Origin of the sequence: Pseudomonas sp. LAIL14HWK12:I10 (assembly GCF_900184205.1) — a bacterium.
GTDB lineage: Bacteria > Pseudomonadota > Gammaproteobacteria > Pseudomonadales > Pseudomonadaceae > Aquipseudomonas > Aquipseudomonas kermanshahensis.
On the sequence record NZ_FXWU01000012.1, the window covers coordinates 1 to 18,651 of the forward strand.

Below are 18,651 nucleotides of genomic sequence, written 5' to 3' on the forward strand. Positions count from 1 at the left end.
GCGTCGATTGAGATCTGTCGATCTATCGTTTATGGACCAAGGCCAGGACGCTGCACGCGATTTTGTCCAGGGGTTCATTCAGGCACGCCTGGAAGAAGCGTGAGTGCTTCCTGGAGGTGCGCGCCAGCAACCAGTCGGCCTATCGGTTGTACGAGCGCTACGGGTTCAACGAAATCGGCCGCCGCCGCGACTACTACCCGGTCGCGGGTGGCCGTGAAGACGCCCTGGTGATGGCCTGCACCATGTTCGAGGAGTGACCCCTCAGGCGCAGGTCCAGTCACACAGGTACAACCTGATGAGGCAAGACCATGCACGACCTGCAGGAACTGATCGACAACAATGCGCGCTGGGCCGATGCCATCACCCAGCGTGACCCCGATTTCTTCGCCAAACTGGCCCGTCAGCAAACCCCGGAATTCCTCTGGATCGGCTGCTCCGATGCGAGGGTGCCGGCCAACGAGATCGTCGGCATGCTGCCCGGCGACCTGTTCGTCCACCGCAATGTCGCCAACGTCGTGCTGCACACCGACCTTAACTGCCTGTCGGTGATCCAGTACGCCGTCGAAGTGCTCAAGGTCAAACACATCCTGGTCACCGGCCACTACGGTTGCGGCGGCGTGCGCGCCGCCATGCAGGACCGCCAGTTAGGCTTGATCGACGGCTGGCTGCGTTCGATTCGCGACTTGTACTACGAAAAGCGCGGTGAGCTGGCCAAGCTTGAAAGCGAAGAGGCGCAGGTCGATCGCCTGTGCGAGCTGAACGTGATCCAGCAGGTCGCCAACGTGGCCCACACCAGCATCGTGCAGAACGCCTGGCACCGTGGGCAGGAGCTGTCGGTGCATGGCTGCATCTACGGCATCAAGGACGGGCGTTGGAAGAGCCTGGACACCACCATCAGCGGGTTCGCCCAACTGCCGCCGCAGTATCGGTTGCGGGCGTTGGAGTAGAAGGCCGCACGTAGCTACCCGTAATCAGGCTTGATTGCCGGTTTCTTCTTTGTTGGGACGGATCTGGAAATTGATGGAAAGCAGGCAGTACGCAAGGTTTTCATTACCCTGAAAACGAAAAAACCGGCGCTAGGCCTAATGCTGTTCACTTAAGAATGCCGGGGCCGCAAAGCGGCCCCAATACAGGCGATGGATAACTTAAGTGAACAGCATTAGGCGCTAGGCCGGTTTTTTCACCCCAACAGCCGACGAACTGAATAATCGCGTACGGGGCTGAGTAGTGGGCTCATGATGGCCGAGAATGCAAAAACCGCGTGGCGTAAATGCCAAGAAAGTGTGTTGCCCTGCGTTTCTGCTTACATGAATTGAAACAGAGTGCGTGATATCGCACAGCAGGGGAACAGGGATGACAGGGACGAAGTGGCTACTGCTGGTGGCGGGGATGTGGGCGGTCAATGCGGCGCAGGCCGATGACCGCGACGTGTGGATGTTCGCCCAATGGGCTGGCGATCATCAGACTCGCCCGTTCCGCGAGATGCTGGTAGAAGCCCGCTTGTACGGGGTGGTGCCTATTCACCAACTGCTTCGCTCGGCCTCGGACTGGAAGCTGTGCCGGGCGTCGCCGTTTGCGGTGCCGCCGGCCAGCCAATGGCCTGCGGTGCGCTCGACACTGTCGCTGCTCAAAACCCTCGGCGATCAAGGCATCCTGCGCCAGTTCGAGGTGGTTTCTGCCTACCGTGACCCGCGCCTTAACGTCTGCGCTGGTGGCGCCGCCAACAGCGCCCACACCCGCGCCTTCGCCGTCGATATGCTGTTGCCGGCCTGGGCCGACCCCAACCCGTTGTGCCGTTTCTGGCAACAGCATGGCCAAGCCTGGAACATGGGCCTGGGCCGCTACCCGTCAGGTCGTATCCATGTCGACACGGCCGGCTACCGCACCTGGGGTGGCGATGGCAGCGCCGGGTCGTCGTTCTGTATCAAACCCAAGTGAGCCAGGCAGGCCTGGCATTCGTCGATCACCCATTCGGCGAAGCGCTGGCGCTTGCCACCCTCGTCCAGCGGCTGCGGGCTGAGCAGGTGGTAGGCAGAGCCGTCGCGCAAGAAGCCGAAAGGGGCCTGCAATTGGCCGCTGTCGAGCTCGTCGCGCACCATCAAGGCTGACCCCATGGCCAGGCCCAGGCCCGCGCTGGCGGCCTGGATCGACAAGTAGAAATGCTCATAGTCGCTGCGCTCGGTGTGCCTGGCCCGTTGTTGGCTCAGGCGCAGCCAGGTAGGCCAGGCGCTGGGCCGGGTGCGGCTGTGCAGCAAGCGCTGGCCTTCCAGGCCGGTGGCGGCGCCGGGGCGGCAGACTGGGCCGATCCATTCGTCGCAGATTTTGCGGTGATGCAGTTGGCGGTCCCAGTGGAAGTCATCGCGGCGCAGCGCCAGGTCGACGCCGCTGCGCGCGAAGTCCAGCGGCCCACCGGCGGCTACCAGATGCAGTTGCAGGTCGGGGTTGGCGCTGTGGAAGCGCGGCAGGCGCGGGATCAGCCAGCGCATGGCGATGGTGGGCTCGCAGGAGAGCACCAGCACGTTGTCGCGCTCCTGCTGTTGCAGGCGCTGCACGGCGCCTTCGAGCTGTTCGAACATGGCCTGGGTGGTGCCATGCAACGCACGGCCGGCGGCGGTGAGGAAGATGGCCCGGTTGCGGCGCTCGAACAGTTCGATGCCGAGGCTTTCCTCAAGCAGCCGTACCTGCCGGCTGACCGCGCCGTGGGTGACATGCAGGCGCTCGGCGGCGCGCACGAAGCTTTCGGTTTCGGCGGCAATGTCGAAGTAGCGGAAGGCGTTGAGAGGGGGCAGTTTCATGGTTTTGTGGTGCCTGTTCCGGCCTCTTCGCGGGCAAGCCCGCTCCCACAAGGATCGCGCATTCATGAAGTGTGCACAGCACCTGTAGGAGCGGGCTTGCCCGCGAAGAGGCCAGTACAAGCACTGCACCTCTGTGAGAAAAACTATCGAATATCCGCCACTATAAATCGATTTTTAGCGGCCCATAAGCCCAAGATAATCGGCGCGTCTGTGCATTTTCATCGCCAATCGAGACCCGCCAATGACCGAACTCATCGCCGTAGCCCTGTTTACCATCCTTGCCGTCATCAGCCCGGGGGCCGACTTCGCCATGGTCACCCGCAGCAGTTATGCACAGGGCCGTAAAGCCGGACTGGCGGCTGCGGTGGGGATCGCCTTGGGCGTGCAGGTGCATGTGCTGTATACGGTGCTGGGTATCGCCGTGATCATCAGCCAGAGCCCACCCCTGTTCCTGTTCATAAAGGTCGTCGGTGCTGGGTACCTGATCTACCTAGGCTATAAATCGCTGACCAACACCACGCGCATCCACCTCGACGGCGTTGGCCAAGACACCGGTGCCAGCCTGAGGGCGGCACTGCGCACCGGGTTTCTGACCAACGCCCTGAACCCCAAGACCATGCTCTTCGTCATCAGCGCCTACACCCAGGTGGTGCAGCCGGGTAGCCCGCTGGCGCTGGACTTCGCTTACGGCGCGTTCATGTCGTTTGCCCATTGGGTGTGGTTCAGCCTGGTGGCGGTGTTCTTCTCCAGCACGGCATTGCGCAAGGCGATGATCGAGCGGCAAGTCATGATGGACCGAGTGATTGGCTTGGCGCTGATCGGCCTTGGTCTGGCAGTTGTAATGGCGAATGTGCGCTGACAGGGCAGGGTGGGCACCTGGTATTTCTATCAGTTGTAGCGATGTGATCGCATCAGGCAGGATCCTTCGGACAGGCAAGTGAAAACCTGCGTCAAGCCGGTGATTGCATGTCGGGTAGTGGCAATTTAGAATAGAATCATTCCCATTTGCGAAGCCTCGCGATGAAAATACCTCTATTTCCCGCCGCAAAATGCCTGGATGACTGGTGCAGGGGCTGTCACCCGTGGCTGCTGGTGTGGTTGCGCCAATGCCTCAATGGGTCGCCGTTATGAGCCCCGAAATCCTATACGAAGCCGTCGAATGGCTGGGGCGCCTTAACGGCCAGCCGAGTGGCCGCGAGCGCAAGGCTTTTCGTGTCTGGTTGGCCCAAGACGAAGAGCACATCGAAGCCTTTAAGCGCATGCAGGAAATCGAGACCTATTTGCACGAGCATGCGCCTGCCGCGCGTACGGCTCCGACAATGAAAGTGCTGGCCCTGATGGCAGTGCTGGCATTGCTTACAGCAGTGTGGATTTAGCACATCGCACTGGGTCAGTTGTCGGAGACGCCGTAACTTTTTCACAGGCAAAGAAAAAGGGCCTACCTTTCGGTAAGCCCTTTATCATGATTGGTGGCTACACAGGGACTTGAACCCCGGACCCCAGCATTATGAATGCTATGCTCTAACCAACTGAGCTATGTAGCCAATGGCGCGCATTATTCCCTTGTGATGCCCCTCTGTCAACACACATTTCAAAAAAAATTTGCACGCTTTCAAAAACTTAGCCGCCAGGCCCGCCTTCAGCGAACGATCAGCCAGTGCCCGAGCATGCTGTGCAGCTGCAATTGCTGGGCGCTGGCCAGTGCGGCGAGGCTTTCGGCAGGGCGGTCGAGGTTGAAATCGCCGCTCACGCGCCGATGGGCGGTGTGTGCGTCGAGTATCCACAGGCGTTCGCCCTGGTAGCCGGCCAGGCGTTCCAGCACCTGCCCAAGCGGCATATCGGTGGCGCGCAGGCGGCCGCTGCGCCAGCTGTCGGCGGTCTTCGGGTCGGCCTTTTGCACAGTATCGATCCGTGTGCCGTCGAAGCTCACCCGTTCACCCGCCGAGACCAGGCGCTGCTCGCCGGCCTGCACAACCATGGCCTTGCCACTGAGCACCACCAGCTCGTCGTGGTGCGCATAGCGCGCGATTTGCAGGCGGGTACCAAATACCTGGATGCGCGCATCGCCCACTTCTACCTCCATAGCCCGGCCGTCAAGCAGGACCTCCAGGTACACCTGGCCTTGTACCAGGTGCAGCTGGCGGGTACGGCCACGCAGGTCGACGTTCATCGCACTGGCGCTGTCCAGGTGCAGGGTCGAGCCGTCGGGCAGGCGCAAGCTGCGGCGTTCGCCCACGTCGGTGTGCAGTTCGCTGCCCAGGCGTTGCATCAGTGGCCAGTACAGGTAGGCCACAGCGCCTAGCACCAGCAAAAACAGCAGCGCCAGCCATTTGCCCAGGTGGCTGCGGCGCGTATTTATCTGCCGCGGTCGGGGCCGTGCCGGTGGCGGTTGCAGCTGTTGCCAGAAGGTTTCCAGTTCAGCGTAGGCTTGGGCGTTCTGCGGCGCCTGGCACCAGGCGGCAAACACCTGGCGTTCGCCTTCGTCACAGCCGGGCTGACGCAAACGGGAAAACCACTCCAGGGCTTCCTGCTGAGGGTCGGGCTGGAGTTGCTTGGCGGGCATCGGGCTCATGGGATCGGTCTGCTCACGATAGGGGCCGTTTCGCCCAACGATGACAGGGGAATGAGTCGAGGATGCTAATTATATTGAGAACCATTTACAAGTACGTTTCGACGGAGGGATAAAAAAGGTAGCTATGTATCTATTTGTTTCCCGATAATCGGATCCCAAACCTGCGGACGGAGATTCAGGCACATGGCCATCAGTAGCACCTCCACGGCGTCCACCAGCGCAGCGGCGAACCCTGCCAACCCGTTGGTGATGCGCATCATCGGCTTCTGCGCCCTGGCGCACTTGATCAATGACCTGATCCAGTCGGTGCTGCCGGCGATCTACCCGATGCTCAAGGCCAACTACGACCTGAGCTTCGCCCAGATCGGCATGATCACCCTGACATTCCAGATAACCGCCTCGCTGCTGCAGCCTTGGGTCGGCTTCTTTACCGACCGCCGGCCCGCACCCAACCTGCTGCCGATGGGCACCCTGTGCACGCTGGTGGGGATCGTCATGCTGGCCTTTGTCGGCAGCTTCCCGATGATCCTGCTGGCCTCGGCGCTGGTGGGCATTGGTTCATCCACCTTCCACCCAGAAACCTCGCGCATCGCGCGGTTGGCCTCGGGCGGGCGTTTTGGTCTGGCCCAATCGACCTTCCAGGTAGGCGGCAACACCGGCTCGGCGCTGGGGCCACTGCTGGCGGCGGCGATCGTCATCCCGTTCGGGCAAACGCACGTGGCCTGGTTTGGCCTGGCGGGGCTGTTCTTCTTCGCCGTGACCCTGATGCTGCGTAGCTGGTACAAGGAGCACCTCAACCAGGCCAAGGCCCGCAAGGTGGTGCAGGCCACCCATGGCATCTCGCGCAAGCGGGTGATCGCGGCGCTGATCGTGCTGGGCCTGTTGGTGTTCTCGAAGTACTTCTACATGGCCAGCTTCACCAGCTACTTCACCTTCTACCTGATCGAAAAGTTTGACGTCTCGGTGGCCAGCTCGCAGCTGCACCTGTTCCTGTTCCTGGGCGCGGTGGCGGCCGGTACCTTCTTCGGCGGGCCGATCGGTGACCGTATCGGGCGCAAGGCGGTGATCTGGTTCTCCATTCTGGGCGTGACACCGTTCACCCTGGCGCTGCCGTATGCCGACCTGTTCTGGACCACCGTGCTGAGCGTGGTGATCGGCTTCATCCTGGCCTCGGCGTTTTCGGCCATCGTGGTGTATGCGCAGGAGCTGGTGCCGGGCAGCGTGGGCATGATTGCCGGGATCTTCTTCGGGCTGATGTTCGGCTTCGGCGGTATTGGCGCGGCGTTGCTGGGGTATGTCGCGGACTTGCGCGGTATCGAATACGTGTATGGCGTGTGCTCGTTCCTGCCGTTGTTCGGGTTGTTGGCGGTATTCCTGCCGTCTACCGGCAAGCGTTGAGCCTGTAAGGGGCTGCTGCGCAGCCCAATCGCGACGCAAGGCCGCTCCTACAAGGAGCCGCCTTGCCGAGCACAGGACCGGCCAGAATAGGTCGTGCGGCGGTCCCCTGACGATTGACGGCCCGACCACCGTTAGCCTAGAGTGCCGCCTCTTTTCTCCAACCTGCGTAGTCAAAGCAATGCGCCGTAACCCGTCCCTCCCACCTGCTCGCCAGCCTGCACTCCAGGCCCTGCGTCGTGCGTGGCCGAGCGACACGGTGCTCAAGCGTCGGCGCAGCGTGCTGTTTGCCTTCACCTTCTCGCCTCACCTTGCCCTGAACTGATCCGCGCCTTTGCGTCGTCCGCCGTCCCGGCGTGCGCGCTCGTGTTTGCTCGTCTTTTCGGTTTGCAAGGAGTGGTAAATGAACATGCGTTTGCTGGCGGGCCTGTTGTTCGCCGTGTCGGTGGTGGGCTTCAGCCTGGGGGCCAGCCTGCCGTTGGTGTCGTTGCGACTGCATGAGGCCGGCGCAGGCACGCTGGAAATCGGCATTATTTCGGCCATCCCGGCAGCCGGGATGATGCTTTCGGCGTTCATGGTCGACGCCTGCTGCCGGCGCCTGACCCGGCGCACCATCTACCTGCTGTGCTTCAGCCTGTGCACCGTCAGCATCGCCTTGCTGGAGTCGGCTTTCGACTCGATCTGGTTGCTGGCGTTGCTGCGCTTGGGCCTGGGCATCGGCATGGGTATCGCCATCATTCTGGGCGAGTCCTGGGTCAACGAGCTGTGCCCAGAGCACAACCGCGGCAAAATCATGGCCCTGTATGCCACCAGCTTTACCGGCTTCCAGGTACTCGGCCCGGCAATGCTGGCCGTGCTGGGCGCCGACAGCCCATGGATCACTGGCGTAGTCACCGCCTGCTATGGCCTGGCGCTGCTGTGCATCGTGCTGACCGTGCCCAACGACTACGTCGAGCATGAAGAAGGCGAAAAAAGCTTCGGCCTGGCCGGGTTCTTCCGCGTGGCGCCGGCCTTGTGCGTGGCGGTGCTGTTCTTCTCCTTCTTCGACGCCGTGGTGCTGTCGCTGCTGCCGGTGTACGCCACCAGCCACGGCTTTGCCGTGGGTGTGGCGGCGCTGATGGTGACGGTGGTGTTTGCTGGCGACATGCTGTTCCAGCTGCCTTTGGGCTGGTTGGCCGACCGGGTCGAGCGCACCGGGCTGCACCTGGTGTGCGGCCTGGTGGCGATGCTGATCGGCATCGGCCTGCCGTGGCTGCTGCAGATGACCTGGTTGCTGTGGCCGCTGTTGGTGGTGCTGGGCGCAGTGGCGGGGGGCATCTACACCTTGGCGCTGGTGCTGATCGGGCAGCGCTTCAAAGGGCAGGACTTGGTCACGGCCAATGCCAGCGTCGGCTTGCTGTGGGGTGTGGGCAGCCTGATCGGGCCGCTGGTCAGTGGCGCGGCGATGGATGTGGCACCGCACGGGTTGCCGATGGCGCTGGCGATCATGGCAGGGTTGTTCGTCTGTTTTGCCCGGCAGTCGTACCGGCGGGCAGGGCGCCTGCGCGCGGTGGCGGACTGACCACGCGGGGTTCAGGCGGCGTCGATGCTCACCCAATAGCGTGTGCGGTACTCGACCCGCACCGGCAGGCTGCGCGTGAGCAATTGCAGAATCTGCCCGGTATCGGCCAGCTGGTAGGTGCCGGAGACCTTGAGGTTTGCCACTTCGTCGGCGCAGCGCAGCAGGCCCGGGCGGTAGCGGGCCAGCTCCGCCGCGAATTCGCCCAGCGGCATCTGCTGCACGCTGAGCACGCCGTCGGTCCAGCCCCACGGGTCGCTGCGCAGGCTCACGGCCTGCGAGCTGCCGTTGGCCTGCACCTGCAAGGTTTCGCCAGCCTGTACCAACCGCGCTGAAGGCGACGCGGGGAACAGTGTGACCTCGCCACGGCGTACGGCCAACAACAAGCCATTGTCGTTTTCGCGCAGCAGCAGTTGGCCGTCGAGTGTGCCCAAGGTGCCGACACGGGTATCGATGCGGAAGGGGCGGCTGTCGTTGGCGTTGGCGTCCAGGCTAACCTCGCCCCGTATCAGTTCTAGCAGTCGTTGTTGGCTGCTGTAGTGCAGGTCGATGGCACTGGCGGTGTTGAGCTGGATACGGCTGCCATCACTGCCTTGCAATTGCCGGCGCTCACCTGCCGCGGTGCTGCTGTCGGCCAGTAGCTGCGGCAGGCCCAAGGGCGCGCGCGCGGCCCAGCCCAGGCTGCCGCCAACGGCCAACAGCGCCAGCAGCTTGAGGTGGTCCCGGCGGCTGCTGTGCTGGCGCTGGCTGGCGTCGAGGGTGCGTCGGCTCAGTGCCTTGGGCAACCCGGCCAGCTCGTCGCTGAGGCTGCTGACACGCTGCCAGGCCTGAGGGTTTTGTGGGTGGCTGGCCAGCCATTGCTGGAATTGCCGCTCGGTACGCGGGCTGGGGGTGTCGAAGCGCAGTTTCACCAGCCAGTCGATGGCCTGGTCGACCTGGGTTTGCGCGGGGGCGTTCTCAGCGTTCGGCATAACGCAACCGGTAGCAGACACCCAGGGCCTTGGCCAAGTCGCGCTCGATGGTCGCGCGGGACACATCCAGCTGCAGGGCGATCTGCGCGATGCTCAGCCCGTCGATCTGGGCCAGCAGAAAGGCCTGCCGCACCCGCGGCTTCAGCGCCTGCAGGGCGCGGTCGAGGCGTTCCAGCGTATCGAGGATGACCAGCCGGTGTTCCTCGCTGGGCACTTCGGCTTCCGGCAGGTGGGCCAGGCTTTCCTGATAGGCCCGCTCCAGGGCGCGGCGGCGGAACTGGTCGATCATCAGCCCACGGGCGATGGCGCTGAGGTAGGCGCGGGGCTCCTTGAGCGGTGATGCCTGACGGGCACGCAACACCCGGACGAAGGTATCCTGGGCCAGGTCGGCGGCATGCTCATGGCACCCGACCCGGCTGCGCAGCCAGCTGCTTAGCCAGGCGTGGTGGGACTGATAGAGCAGAGCGACCTCGGTGGGCTTGAGCGTGTCGTTGATCTGCATCGTATCGAAGGCCTGATCCCGTGAGCGTGCGCGATTGTGAATAGTTCTCAATTCTATGCGGGTAACGCGCCGCAGAGCAATGGTATGCCAGGAATTAGCCGCGCAAGATCCGGCGTTTCGCCGATGAACGGTTGGGCTAAGCTAGGCCTCTAGTCGACGTGTTGGAGCCGCTATGATCCTGGCTGACCTTTCGCCCGAAGCCTACCGGGAAGCTGCCCGCTACCTGGCCGAGTCGGACCCGGACTGGGCGCGGCATATCGCAGCGATCGGGCCGTGCCTGCACCAGGCGACGCCGGGACGCGAGCCTTATGAGGCGCTGGTACGGGCGATTGCCTACCAGCAGTTGCATGCACGCGCTGCCGAGTCGATTTTGGGCCGGCTGTTGGCGCTGTTCCCTGAAGGCGGCTTTCCCGCACCGCAGCAATTGCTGGCCGTAACGCCAGAGGCGATGCGTGCGTGTGGTTTTTCGGCGAGCAAGGCAGCCACGGTTCAGGGCATTGCCCAGGCCCGGCTAGCGGGGGTGGTGCCCAGCCGCGAGGAGGCGCTGGCCATGCCCGATGACGCATTGATCGAGCGCCTGGTGGCCTTGCGCGGGGTCGGGCGCTGGACGGTGGAGATGTTGCTGATTTACTGCCTTGAGCGTTCGGACATTCTGCCGGTCGACGACTTCGCGGTGCGTGAGGGGTATCGTCGGCTCAAGGGGCTGGAGAAAGCACCGACGCCGGCGCAGATGCGCTCGCTGGGCGGTGGCTGGCGCCCGTTCCGGACCGTGGCGGCCTGGTACCTGTGGCGGGCCTGAGGTATTTGCTGTGCCTGCACCGGCCTCTTCGCTGGCAAGCCAGCTCCCACAAGGTCTCCACTGTCGTCGGGACCCGTGGTGTACCTGTGGGAGCGGGCTTGCCCGCGAAGAGGCCGGTACAGGCGATAAAGATAAGAGGTAACCCGCGATGAAACCCTACACAACCTCCGAACAACGTTGGCAGGCCGTGCAGGCTCGCGACGGCAACGCCGCCGGTCACTTCGTCTACGCCGTGCGCACCACCGGTATCTACTGCCGCCCTGGTTGCAAAGCGCGCATGGCCAAGCGCGAAAACGTCGCGTTCTACAGCGATGCCGCCGCTGCCGAATCTGCGGGTTACCGGGCCTGCAAGCGTTGCACGAGCGCGAGCCGTGCCACTGCAACCCGGCGTAGCGAACTGGTCACCCGCGCCTGCCGCCTGCTCGAGGGCGACGAGATTTCGCCGAATCTCGACCAACTCAGTGCACAACTGGCCGTCAGCCCCTTTCACCTGCACCGCCTGTTCAAGGCCGAAACGGGCTTGACCCCCAAGGCTTACGCTTCGGCATTTCGTGCCAGGCGCCTGCGCGAGCACCTGGACAATGATCAGCGCTCAGTCACCGATGCCATCTATGACGCCGGCTACAACTCCAACAGCCGCTTCTACGAAAGTGCCGAGCAACGCCTGGGCATGCGCCCCAAGGCCTACCGTGCCGGCGGGCAGGGGGCGACCATTCGCTTTGCGCTGGGCCAGTGTTCGCTGGGGGCGATATTGGTGGCGCAGAGCGAGAAGGGCATTTGCGCGATCCTGCTGGGTGATGACCCCGAGCCACTGCTGCACGCGTTGCAGGACCAGTTCCCCAACGCCCGGCTGATAGGCGGCGACAACGAATATGAACGCGTGGTCGCCGAGGTGGTGGGCTTTGTCGAAGCGCCGGCACTGGGCCTGGCGCTGCCTTTGGATGTACAAGGCACGGCTTTTCAGGAGCGGGTCTGGCAGGCCCTGCGCGAGGTGCCGGCCGGCTGTCGGGTCAGTTACACCGACATCGCCGAGCGTATCGGCGCACCCAAGGCGGTGCGCGCGGTGGCCATGGCCTGCGCCGCCAACCGCATTGCCGTGGCCATCCCGTGCCACCGGGTGGTTCGCCGCGATGGCGATATCAGTGGCTACCGCTGGGGCGTCGAGCGCAAGCAGCAACTGCTCACGCGAGAAACGGCACTCTCCTGATCGCCTCAAGCCGCGTAGAATCCCCCGCCAAATCGAAATGTATAGAGGAATGTTCGATGAGGCGTGTCAGCCTTGCCCGTTATTGCCTAGGCGTATTGGCCCTGATGGTGGCATTGGCCACCCCGGCCTGGTCCGCACCGGCCACGCCAGTGTCCAGCCTGGCCGCTGCCGAACTGCCGGTGCTCGAAGAAAACGCGAGCCTTGAGCAACTGAATGACCGACTCGACGAGATCCGCCAGGGCGTCACCAGCAACGCCAATGACGACGTGCTCTCGCAGTTGCGCCAGGCCGCCATGCAGGTTCAGCGTCAGGCCGATGCACTTAGTGCGCTACGGACCACCGACGTTGAGGGCCTGGACGACAAACTCAAGGTGCTTGGCCCGCCCCAGCCGGACGAGACCGCGACCATCACGCTTCAGCGCAAGGACCTCGAGGCGCAGAAAAAGTCTGTATTGGCCGAGCAGGAACAGGCGACCAAGCTGACCCAGTCGGCCCGCGACCTGTCCACGCAGATCGTCAACCTGCGCCGCAGCCAGTTCAACTCGCAGGTCACCAGCCGCGCGACCAGCCCGCTGACCCCGGCGTTCTGGCAATCGCTGATCCGCCCTACCGCTGAAGACCTGAGTCGCCTGCGAGACCTGCGCGGCGAGGCGGCCGATGCCGTGGCTAGCGCGTTCAGTGCCGAGCATCGCTGGTTGTTCCTGACCAGCCTGGTGGCGGCAATCCTGGTCTGGACCTTGGTCCGTCGCCTGCTCGAACGCCTGCTGGCAGACGCCATGATCCGCTGGCTGCCGGAAGGCCGCCTGCGCCGCAGCGCCTTGGCCCTGAGCGTCAGCCTGGCGACGCTGGGTACCATCGCTGGCTCCGTGTCGCTGCTGCGCTGGGGCCTGGAAAGCAGCGCCGAGCTGGGTTCGGACATCGCCAGCCTGACCAACCATATCCTTACCCTGGTGGTGTTCAGCGCCTTCATTTCGGGCCTGGGCCGCGCCATGTTGATGCTGCAGCGCCCGTCCTGGCGCCTGCCGCCGATCCACGATGAAGTGGCCAGCGCCCTGGGCTGGTTCCCCAAACTGCTGGCCCTGGCATTGATGGTGCTGCTGACCCAGGAGCGCATCAACAGCGTGATCGGCACCAGCCTGGCGCTGACCGTGGCCACCAACGGCCTGACCGCGCTGGTGGTGGCGGTGATTTTCTCGGTGGCCTTGCTGCGCTACCGCCGCACCTTGCGCAAGCATGACCTGGAGCGCCCGACCGGCCTGGCGGGGCTGATCCCCTTCGTCATCGTGGTGTGGGTAGGGCTGATCGTGCTGGCACTGCTGGCCGGTTTCCTGACCCTGGCCTACTTCCTGACCGCCAAGTTGCTGTGGATCAGCGTGGTGGCCACCTGTGCCTACCTGTTGACCACCTTCCTCGGTGACCTGTGCGAGACCCTGCTGTCGCCTCGTCAGCCCGGTGGCCTGGCCTTGGCGTCGACACTGGGCCTGGCGCCGCGTCATCAGGCCCAGGCCAGCACGATTCTCGCCGGCATTGGTCGCACTGTGTTGCTGTTCCTGGCGGTACTGCTGGCCTTGACGCCGTCGGGCACCAGCCCCGGCGAATTGCTGCTCAGCCTGGGGGATTGGGACGACACCGGCGGCAAGATGCTCGGCAACATGAACATCGTGCCGCAGGACATCCTGCTGGCGGTGGTGATGTTCTTCGGCGGCATGTTCGGTATTCGTGTGCTCAAGCGCTGGTTGAGCGAGCGCCTGTTGCCGGAAACCGACATGGACGCCGGCATGCGCGCCTCGCTGGTGACGCTGGTGGGTTACCTGGGCTTCCTGTTCCTGGCCATGCTGGTGATGTCGACCCTGCGCATCAACCTGACCAGCCTGACTTGGGTGGTGAGTGCGCTGTCGGTCGGTATCGGTTTTGGTCTGCAGCAGATCGTGCAGAACTTCATCTCCGGCCTGATCCTGCTCACCGAGCGCCCGGTAAAGGTGGGTGACTGGGTCAGCCTGGCCGGTGTCGAGGGTGATATCCGCCGCATCAACGTGCGCGCCACCGAGATTCAGATGTCCGACCGCTCGACGGTGATCGTGCCCAACTCGCAGTTCATCTCGCAAAACGTGCGCAACGTGACCATGGGCAATGCCCTTGGGGTGGTCAGCATTACCCTGACCTTGCCGCTGGAAACCGATGCCAACCGTGTGCGGGAGTTGCTGCTGGCGGCGTACCAGGAGCACGAAGCGATTCTGGATGCACCCGCGTGTTCGGTGTCGTTCAAGGACCTGACCAGCAGTGGCATGGTCATTGGCGTCAGTGGTTACGTGGCGGGGCCGCGGCAGGTGTCGGGCACGCGCAGTGACCTGCTGTTTACCATTCTTGGCCGGTTACGCGATGAGGGCATCCCGCTGTCGTCGCCGCAAAGCATGGTGTTGGTGCAAGAGGGCGCGCGCCCGGCTGACGAGCCGGCGTGAAGCCGGGGCCGCTGTGCGGCCCCGGTTTCAATGCTGCTTGGCCTGCCTGATCCTGACCAGTATCACCAGCAGCACTAACAGCACTGGCGGCGCCATCGCCAACAACCCATCCCGCGCCGTCAGCCCCACCCCCAGCACGTTCAGCCCGCCATACAGCAGCTTGAACAGGTTCAACAGGTAATAGGTGATGGCGATGATCGACAGCCCCTCCACCGCCCGCTGAATCTTCACCTGGGCGTCGGCCCGGGCATTGAGGCTGCGCAGGATCTCTGCGTTCTGCTCTTCCATCTCCACCTGCACCCGGGCCTGCAGCAGGTCCCCCAGGTTGGCGACATTCTTCGCCAACTGCTCCAGCCGTTGCTCGGTGGCTGCGCAGTAACGCACCGTGGGCTTGAAGCGGCGCTCGATGAACACGCCCAACCGCTGGCAATCGCCCACGTGGCTCTCGCGCAGTTCAGCCAACCGCTCAAACACCAGTTGCGCATACGCCTGGGTGGCGCCGAAGCGGTGGCGGGTCTTCACCGTATGGCTGACCACCTGGCGCGAGAGCAGGGCGATGGCGTCGAGCAGCCCCTTGGAGTCGTGGCCATCGCCCCCGGCGCTGCGTTCGGACAGGCTCACCAGGGTCTTGTCGAAGGCGTCCAGCTCCTGGCTCAGGGCCTTGGCCGTGGTCAGGGTCAGCGAGGCCATCATGCGGTAGGTTTCGATCTCCAGCAGGCGCCGGATCATGCGGCCCTGGCGGTAGGCATTGAGGCGGCGATTGATGAACAGGAAGCGGTTGGTACCGTCCTCGGTCAGGCGAAAATCGCTCCACACCGACGCATCGCCACCGCCCACACAGGAGCCGCAGGGGTCTTTGAAACCATAGTGGGTCAGGTCGAGGTCCTGTTCGTCGCGGACCAGCACCTGCACCGCATTGATCACCTGCGCCGTTTGCGGGGCGATGGCTTCGGCCAGCACCTGTGGCAGGGCTTGCCACTCGGTGTTGGCGGTGGAGCAGGGCACCACCAGGGTCAGGGTGAAGAACTCGGTGTGCCGTTCCCATTTGAACGGGTGCCCGTCCAGCCGGGTAATGCCCTGCGCTGCGTTGATGTACTGCGCCTCTGGGCAGCAGCGTTGCAGCAGCGCCGCACACGCTGCATCGCCGCCGAGCAAGGCGAGGTGGAAGACGTGGGCCGGGCCGTCGAAATACAGCGACGGGCGAGCGTGCAGTTCGTTGTGCAAGGCGGTGCGTTGAGGGTGCATGGTGGTCCGGCCTGGTGTTGTGATTGTGGGGGTACCAAGAAGTGGGACTTTGCGCGATGACTGAAAAGTCACGTGGACATGAGGGCCTTTGTGAAACGGAATCAAGCGCAAAGCAAAAGCCCCTTGTGACATCTGTCAGCAAGGGGCTTTTTGACCAGCCGCTGGGGTTAACCCAGGCAGCGCGTCACATGCTTCACCGAGAGGTACCCCGACAACCCCCAGGGCCCGAGCTCGCGCCCGATGCCGCTGCCTTTGGTTCCGCCCCACGAGGTCTCGACGAATACTGCCTGCACCGAGTTGATCCACACGTGGCCAACCTCCAGCGCATCGGCAACGCGTTCGGCGCGTTCCAGGTCGGCAGAGCAGACCGTGGCCACCAGGCCGAAGCGGCTGTCGTTGGCTTCGGCGATCGCCTGCGCTTCAGTGGTGAAGCGCCGTGCACACAGCACCGGGCCGAAGATCTCTTCGGTCCACAGGCGGCTGTGGGCAGGGACGTCCACATACAGCGTGGGGCTGACGAACCAGCCGTCACGGTCCAGCGCTTTGCCGCCGGCCAGGCATTGCAGGCCCTCTTCGCGTGCGGTGGCAAAGTAGCTGGCAACCTTCAGCCATTGCGCCTGGCTGGTCAGCGGGCCCATGTCCACTTCTTCGCTCAACGGGTTGCCCACCCGCAGGTTCTCCAGTGCCGCCTGCAAGCGCGGCAGCAGCGCATCGGCGATGCCGTCCTGCACCAGCAGGCGTGAGGTGGCCGAGCACATCTGCCCGGCGTTCCAGCTGATGCCAGCGACAATCCATTCCACGGCCTGGTCGACGTCGCAATCATCGAACACCACGATCGCCGACTTGCCGCCCAGCTCCAGCGTCACGGGCCGGCATTGGGCAGAAGCGCTGCGCATCACCTGGCTGCCAACACTGTTGCTGCCGGTGAACGACAGCTTGTCCAGGCCTGCGTGGTTGCTCAGCGCCGCGCCGGTTTCGGCCTTGCCGTTGACGATGTTCAGCACGCCGGCGGGCAGGCCGAGGGCCTCGGCGATCTGGCCGTACGCCTGCTCGATCAGCGGGGTGACTTCCGAAGGCTTGAGCACCACGGTGCAGCCTGCGGCCAAGGCGGGGGCGAGCTTCCAAGCGCTGGTCACCAGCGGGAAGTTCCACGGCACGATCAGGCCGACCACGCCGACCGGTTCCAGGCGGGTGCGGGCGGTGAAGCCGGGCGCGGCCAGGGGCACGTCGCGGTTCTTTTGCGGCAACTGCTCCGCCAGGTCGGCGTAGTAGCTGAAGGTGGCAATTGCGTCGTCCAGGTCGATTTCGGCCTCGTGGCGCGGCTTGCCGTTGTTGCGCATCTGCAGGGTGATCAACGCTTCACGGCGCTGCCCGAGTTGCTCGGCGAAACCGCGCAGGTACGCTGCACGTTCGCTGGCGCTGGTCTGCTTCCAGGTCGGCAGGGCTTCGCGCGCGGCGGCCACGGCTTGGTCGACCTGGGCAACGCTGGCGGCCATCAATTCGGCGAAGGGCTGGCCCAGTGCAGGGTCATTGACGCTGATGCAGTCGCTGCCTTGGCCTTCGACCCAGCGGCCGGCGATGTAGTGAGAAGTGGTCATGGGCAAATTCCAGTCAGGCCATTTCGGCAGTGATTACCGGCGCATGCGAGGTGCTTTTGCAGCGCACCCAGCGCGGGCCATTGGGCCCATACACGCCAGCAGGTTCAGGGAACAGGTTGAGCAGGGCGAGGTACAGTACTCCCGCCAGCCCTAAGGTTACTGGCAGGCTCAGGTCGATGCCGCCGGCCAGGTCGCCCAGCGGGCCAACGAACTGACCCGGCAGGTTGACGAAGCACAGGCCGACTGCCGCGCTGGGGATCCACGCCCCCATGCCGCGCCAGTTCCAGCCGTGCGTGAACCAGTAGTGGCCGCCGCGCTGGCCACGGGTGAACACCTGCAGGTCATCGGCATGGTAGAAGCCGCGACGGGTGATCAGGCCGAGGATCATGATCACCATCCATGGGCTGGTGCAGGTGATGATCAGCACGGCGAAGGTCGACACGCTCTGCACCAGGTTGAAGGTGAAGCGGCCGATGAAGATGAAGCCGATCGCCAGCACGCCGATCAGCAAGGTGGCGGCGGCGCGGCTGAGCAAGCGCGGGAACACGCTGGACATGTCCAGGCCCGTACCGTACAGCGCGGTGGTACCGGTGGACATGCCGCCGATCACCGCAATCAGGCACACCGGCAGGAAGAACCAGCTCGGCGAGATCGCCAGCAGGCCGCCGACATAGTTGTTGGCCGCGATGTAGTCAGGCGCCTGGCTGGCGACCAAGGTGGCGGTGCACAGGCCGAACAGGAACGGGATCAAGGTCGCGGCCTGGGCGCCGATCACCGCCAGCATGATGCGCGACTTGGGCGTGGTCCGCGGAATGTAGCGCGACCAGTCGCCCAGGAACGCACCGAACGACACCGGGTTGCTCATGGCCAGGATCGCCGCACCGACGAAGGCTGCCCAGAAACCCGCTTGGCCAAGGTTGACGCTGCCGGCATAGCCCGCATCGAACGGCCCGGCGAAGGCCGCGATGCCCAGCAAGAACAGCAAGCTCGACGCCCACACGGCAATCTTGTTGACCCACAGCATGAAGCGGAAGCCGAAGATGCACACCACCAGGACCAACACCGCGAACAGGCCATAGGCCAGGCCCAGGGTGAGGTCGGTTTCTGGTAGGCCGGCCAGGCGTTTGGCGCCACCCACCAAGGCATCGCCCGAGCTCCACACCGACAGCGAGAAGAACGCCACGGCGGTGAGCAGCGACAGGAACGAGCCGACGATGCGCCCGTGCACGCCGAAGTGCGCGCCCGACGACACCGCGTTGTTGGTGCCGTTGAGCGCACCGAACAGGCCCATGGGGGCGAGGATGATGGCACCGATGCCGACCCCGAGCACAATCGCCCAGACCCCGGCCTGGAACGACAACCCGAACAGCACTGGGAAGCTGCCCAGCACGGCCGTGGCAAAGGTGTTGGCACCGCCGAAAATCAGGCGGAACAGGTCAAGCGGGGAGGCGTGGCGTTGGTCGTCGGGAATCTGTTCGACGCCGTTGGTCTCGATACCGGTCGAGTGGCTCATGGTGATACTCCAGCGCGGTTGTTGTCGCCCGGCGCAG

At 64.2% G+C, this 18,651-nt stretch carries 16 protein-coding genes, 1 tRNA gene and 1 pseudogene; 10 read left to right on the plus strand and 8 right to left on the minus strand.

What is annotated here, in order from left to right; translation table 11 throughout:
* Nucleotides 1–98: 98 nt before the first annotated feature.
* From QOS90_RS22860 to QOS90_RS22870, 3 genes and pseudogenes are all read left to right on the plus strand, one after another.
* Nucleotides 99–257, plus strand: a pseudogene (locus tag QOS90_RS22860) (ribosomal protein S18-alanine N-acetyltransferase); the annotation flags it as partial.
* A 51-nt stretch (nucleotides 258–308) separates the two neighbouring features.
* Nucleotides 309–947: a carbonate dehydratase gene (gene can / locus QOS90_RS22865; RefSeq protein ID WP_085274126.1), complete on the plus strand. Its 639-nt coding sequence runs from the start codon at nucleotides 309–311 to the stop codon at nucleotides 945–947.
* Nucleotides 948–1,353: 406 nt separating this feature from the next.
* A complete protein-coding gene (locus QOS90_RS22870; protein ID WP_256577523.1) occupies nucleotides 1,354–1,938 on the plus strand; it encodes a D-Ala-D-Ala carboxypeptidase family metallohydrolase in 585 nt (194 codons plus the stop codon).
* Here QOS90_RS22870 and QOS90_RS22875 read toward each other — a convergent pair.
* Complete coding sequence (locus QOS90_RS22875; RefSeq protein ID WP_085274125.1) at nucleotides 1,878–2,795, minus strand: LysR substrate-binding domain-containing protein; 918 nt, start codon at nucleotides 2,793–2,795, stop codon at nucleotides 1,878–1,880. The genes QOS90_RS22870 and QOS90_RS22875 overlap by 61 nt on opposite strands.
* Nucleotides 2,796–3,036: 241 nt before the next feature.
* On the opposite strand from QOS90_RS22875, the gene QOS90_RS22880 reads away from it, so the two are divergent.
* The gene (locus QOS90_RS22880) at nucleotides 3,037–3,654 is read left to right on the plus strand and encodes a LysE family translocator (protein WP_027594508.1); all 618 of its coding nucleotides are present in this window, start codon (nucleotides 3,037–3,039) and stop codon (nucleotides 3,652–3,654) included.
* A 268-nt stretch (nucleotides 3,655–3,922) separates the two neighbouring features.
* A complete protein-coding gene (locus tag QOS90_RS22885) occupies nucleotides 3,923–4,171 on the plus strand; it encodes a DUF4880 domain-containing protein (RefSeq protein ID WP_085274124.1) in 249 nt (82 codons plus the stop codon).
* Between the two features lie 91 nt (nucleotides 4,172–4,262).
* Here QOS90_RS22885 and QOS90_RS22890 read toward each other — a convergent pair.
* Both QOS90_RS22890 and QOS90_RS22895 read right to left on the minus strand, forming a co-directional pair.
* Nucleotides 4,263–4,339: transfer RNA gene (locus QOS90_RS22890), tRNA-Met, on the minus strand.
* A 95-nt stretch (nucleotides 4,340–4,434) separates the two neighbouring features.
* The gene (locus QOS90_RS22895) at nucleotides 4,435–5,358 is read right to left on the minus strand and encodes a FecR family protein (RefSeq protein ID WP_085274123.1); all 924 of its coding nucleotides are present in this window, start codon (nucleotides 5,356–5,358) and stop codon (nucleotides 4,435–4,437) included.
* A 192-nt stretch (nucleotides 5,359–5,550) separates the two neighbouring features.
* Between QOS90_RS22895 and QOS90_RS22900 the strand changes: the two genes are divergently transcribed.
* Both QOS90_RS22900 and QOS90_RS22905 read left to right on the plus strand, forming a co-directional pair.
* Complete coding sequence (locus QOS90_RS22900; protein ID WP_085274122.1) at nucleotides 5,551–6,765, plus strand: MFS transporter; 1,215 nt, start codon at nucleotides 5,551–5,553, stop codon at nucleotides 6,763–6,765.
* Nucleotides 6,766–7,165: 400 nt separating this feature from the next.
* Nucleotides 7,166–8,323 carry an MFS transporter gene (locus QOS90_RS22905; protein WP_027594504.1) on the plus strand — a complete coding sequence of 386 codons (1,158 nt, stop codon included), beginning with the start codon at nucleotides 7,166–7,168 and terminating at the stop codon, nucleotides 8,321–8,323.
* 11 nt (nucleotides 8,324–8,334) lie between these two features.
* On the opposite strand, the gene QOS90_RS22910 is transcribed toward QOS90_RS22905, so the two are convergent.
* Both QOS90_RS22910 and QOS90_RS22915 read right to left on the minus strand, forming a co-directional pair.
* On the minus strand, nucleotides 8,335–9,291 hold the full coding sequence (locus QOS90_RS22910) for a FecR domain-containing protein (RefSeq protein WP_027594503.1): 957 nt from the start codon (nucleotides 9,289–9,291) through the stop codon (nucleotides 8,335–8,337).
* Complete coding sequence (locus tag QOS90_RS22915; RefSeq protein ID WP_027594502.1) at nucleotides 9,278–9,793, minus strand: sigma-70 family RNA polymerase sigma factor; 516 nt, start codon at nucleotides 9,791–9,793, stop codon at nucleotides 9,278–9,280. The genes QOS90_RS22910 and QOS90_RS22915 overlap by 14 nt, the downstream gene beginning before the upstream one ends.
* 172 nt (nucleotides 9,794–9,965) lie before the next feature.
* On the opposite strand from QOS90_RS22915, the gene QOS90_RS22920 reads away from it, so the two are divergent.
* The 3 genes from QOS90_RS22920 (at nucleotide 9,966) to QOS90_RS22930 (ending at nucleotide 14,258) form a co-directional block, all read left to right on the plus strand.
* Nucleotides 9,966–10,592 carry a DNA-3-methyladenine glycosylase family protein gene (locus tag QOS90_RS22920; protein ID WP_085274121.1) on the plus strand — a complete coding sequence of 209 codons (627 nt, stop codon included), beginning with the start codon at nucleotides 9,966–9,968 and terminating at the stop codon, nucleotides 10,590–10,592.
* Between the two features lie 148 nt (nucleotides 10,593–10,740).
* Nucleotides 10,741–11,799 (plus strand): bifunctional DNA-binding transcriptional regulator/O6-methylguanine-DNA methyltransferase Ada, encoded by a 1,059-nt coding sequence (gene ada, locus QOS90_RS22925; protein ID WP_085274120.1) that lies wholly within the window; start codon nucleotides 10,741–10,743, stop codon nucleotides 11,797–11,799.
* A 56-nt stretch (nucleotides 11,800–11,855) separates the two neighbouring features.
* Nucleotides 11,856–14,258, plus strand: a complete 2,403-nt coding sequence (locus tag QOS90_RS22930; protein WP_085274119.1) for a DUF3772 domain-containing protein — start codon at nucleotides 11,856–11,858, stop codon at nucleotides 14,256–14,258.
* A 27-nt stretch (nucleotides 14,259–14,285) separates the two neighbouring features.
* On the opposite strand, the gene QOS90_RS22935 is transcribed toward QOS90_RS22930, so the two are convergent.
* The 3 genes from QOS90_RS22935 to QOS90_RS22945 all read right to left on the minus strand — a co-directional run bounded on the left by QOS90_RS22935 (nucleotide 14,286) and on the right by QOS90_RS22945 (nucleotide 18,614).
* On the minus strand, nucleotides 14,286–15,503 hold the full coding sequence (locus QOS90_RS22935) for a DUF3422 domain-containing protein (protein WP_085274118.1): 1,218 nt from the start codon (nucleotides 15,501–15,503) through the stop codon (nucleotides 14,286–14,288).
* Nucleotides 15,504–15,670: 167 nt separating this feature from the next.
* Nucleotides 15,671–17,101: an aldehyde dehydrogenase family protein gene (locus QOS90_RS22940; protein WP_085274117.1), complete on the minus strand. Its 1,431-nt coding sequence runs from the start codon at nucleotides 17,099–17,101 to the stop codon at nucleotides 15,671–15,673.
* Between the two features lie 13 nt (nucleotides 17,102–17,114).
* Nucleotides 17,115–18,614 (minus strand): purine-cytosine permease family protein, encoded by a 1,500-nt coding sequence (locus QOS90_RS22945; RefSeq protein ID WP_085274116.1) that lies wholly within the window; start codon nucleotides 18,612–18,614, stop codon nucleotides 17,115–17,117.
* Nucleotides 18,615–18,651 lie beyond the last annotated feature (37 nt).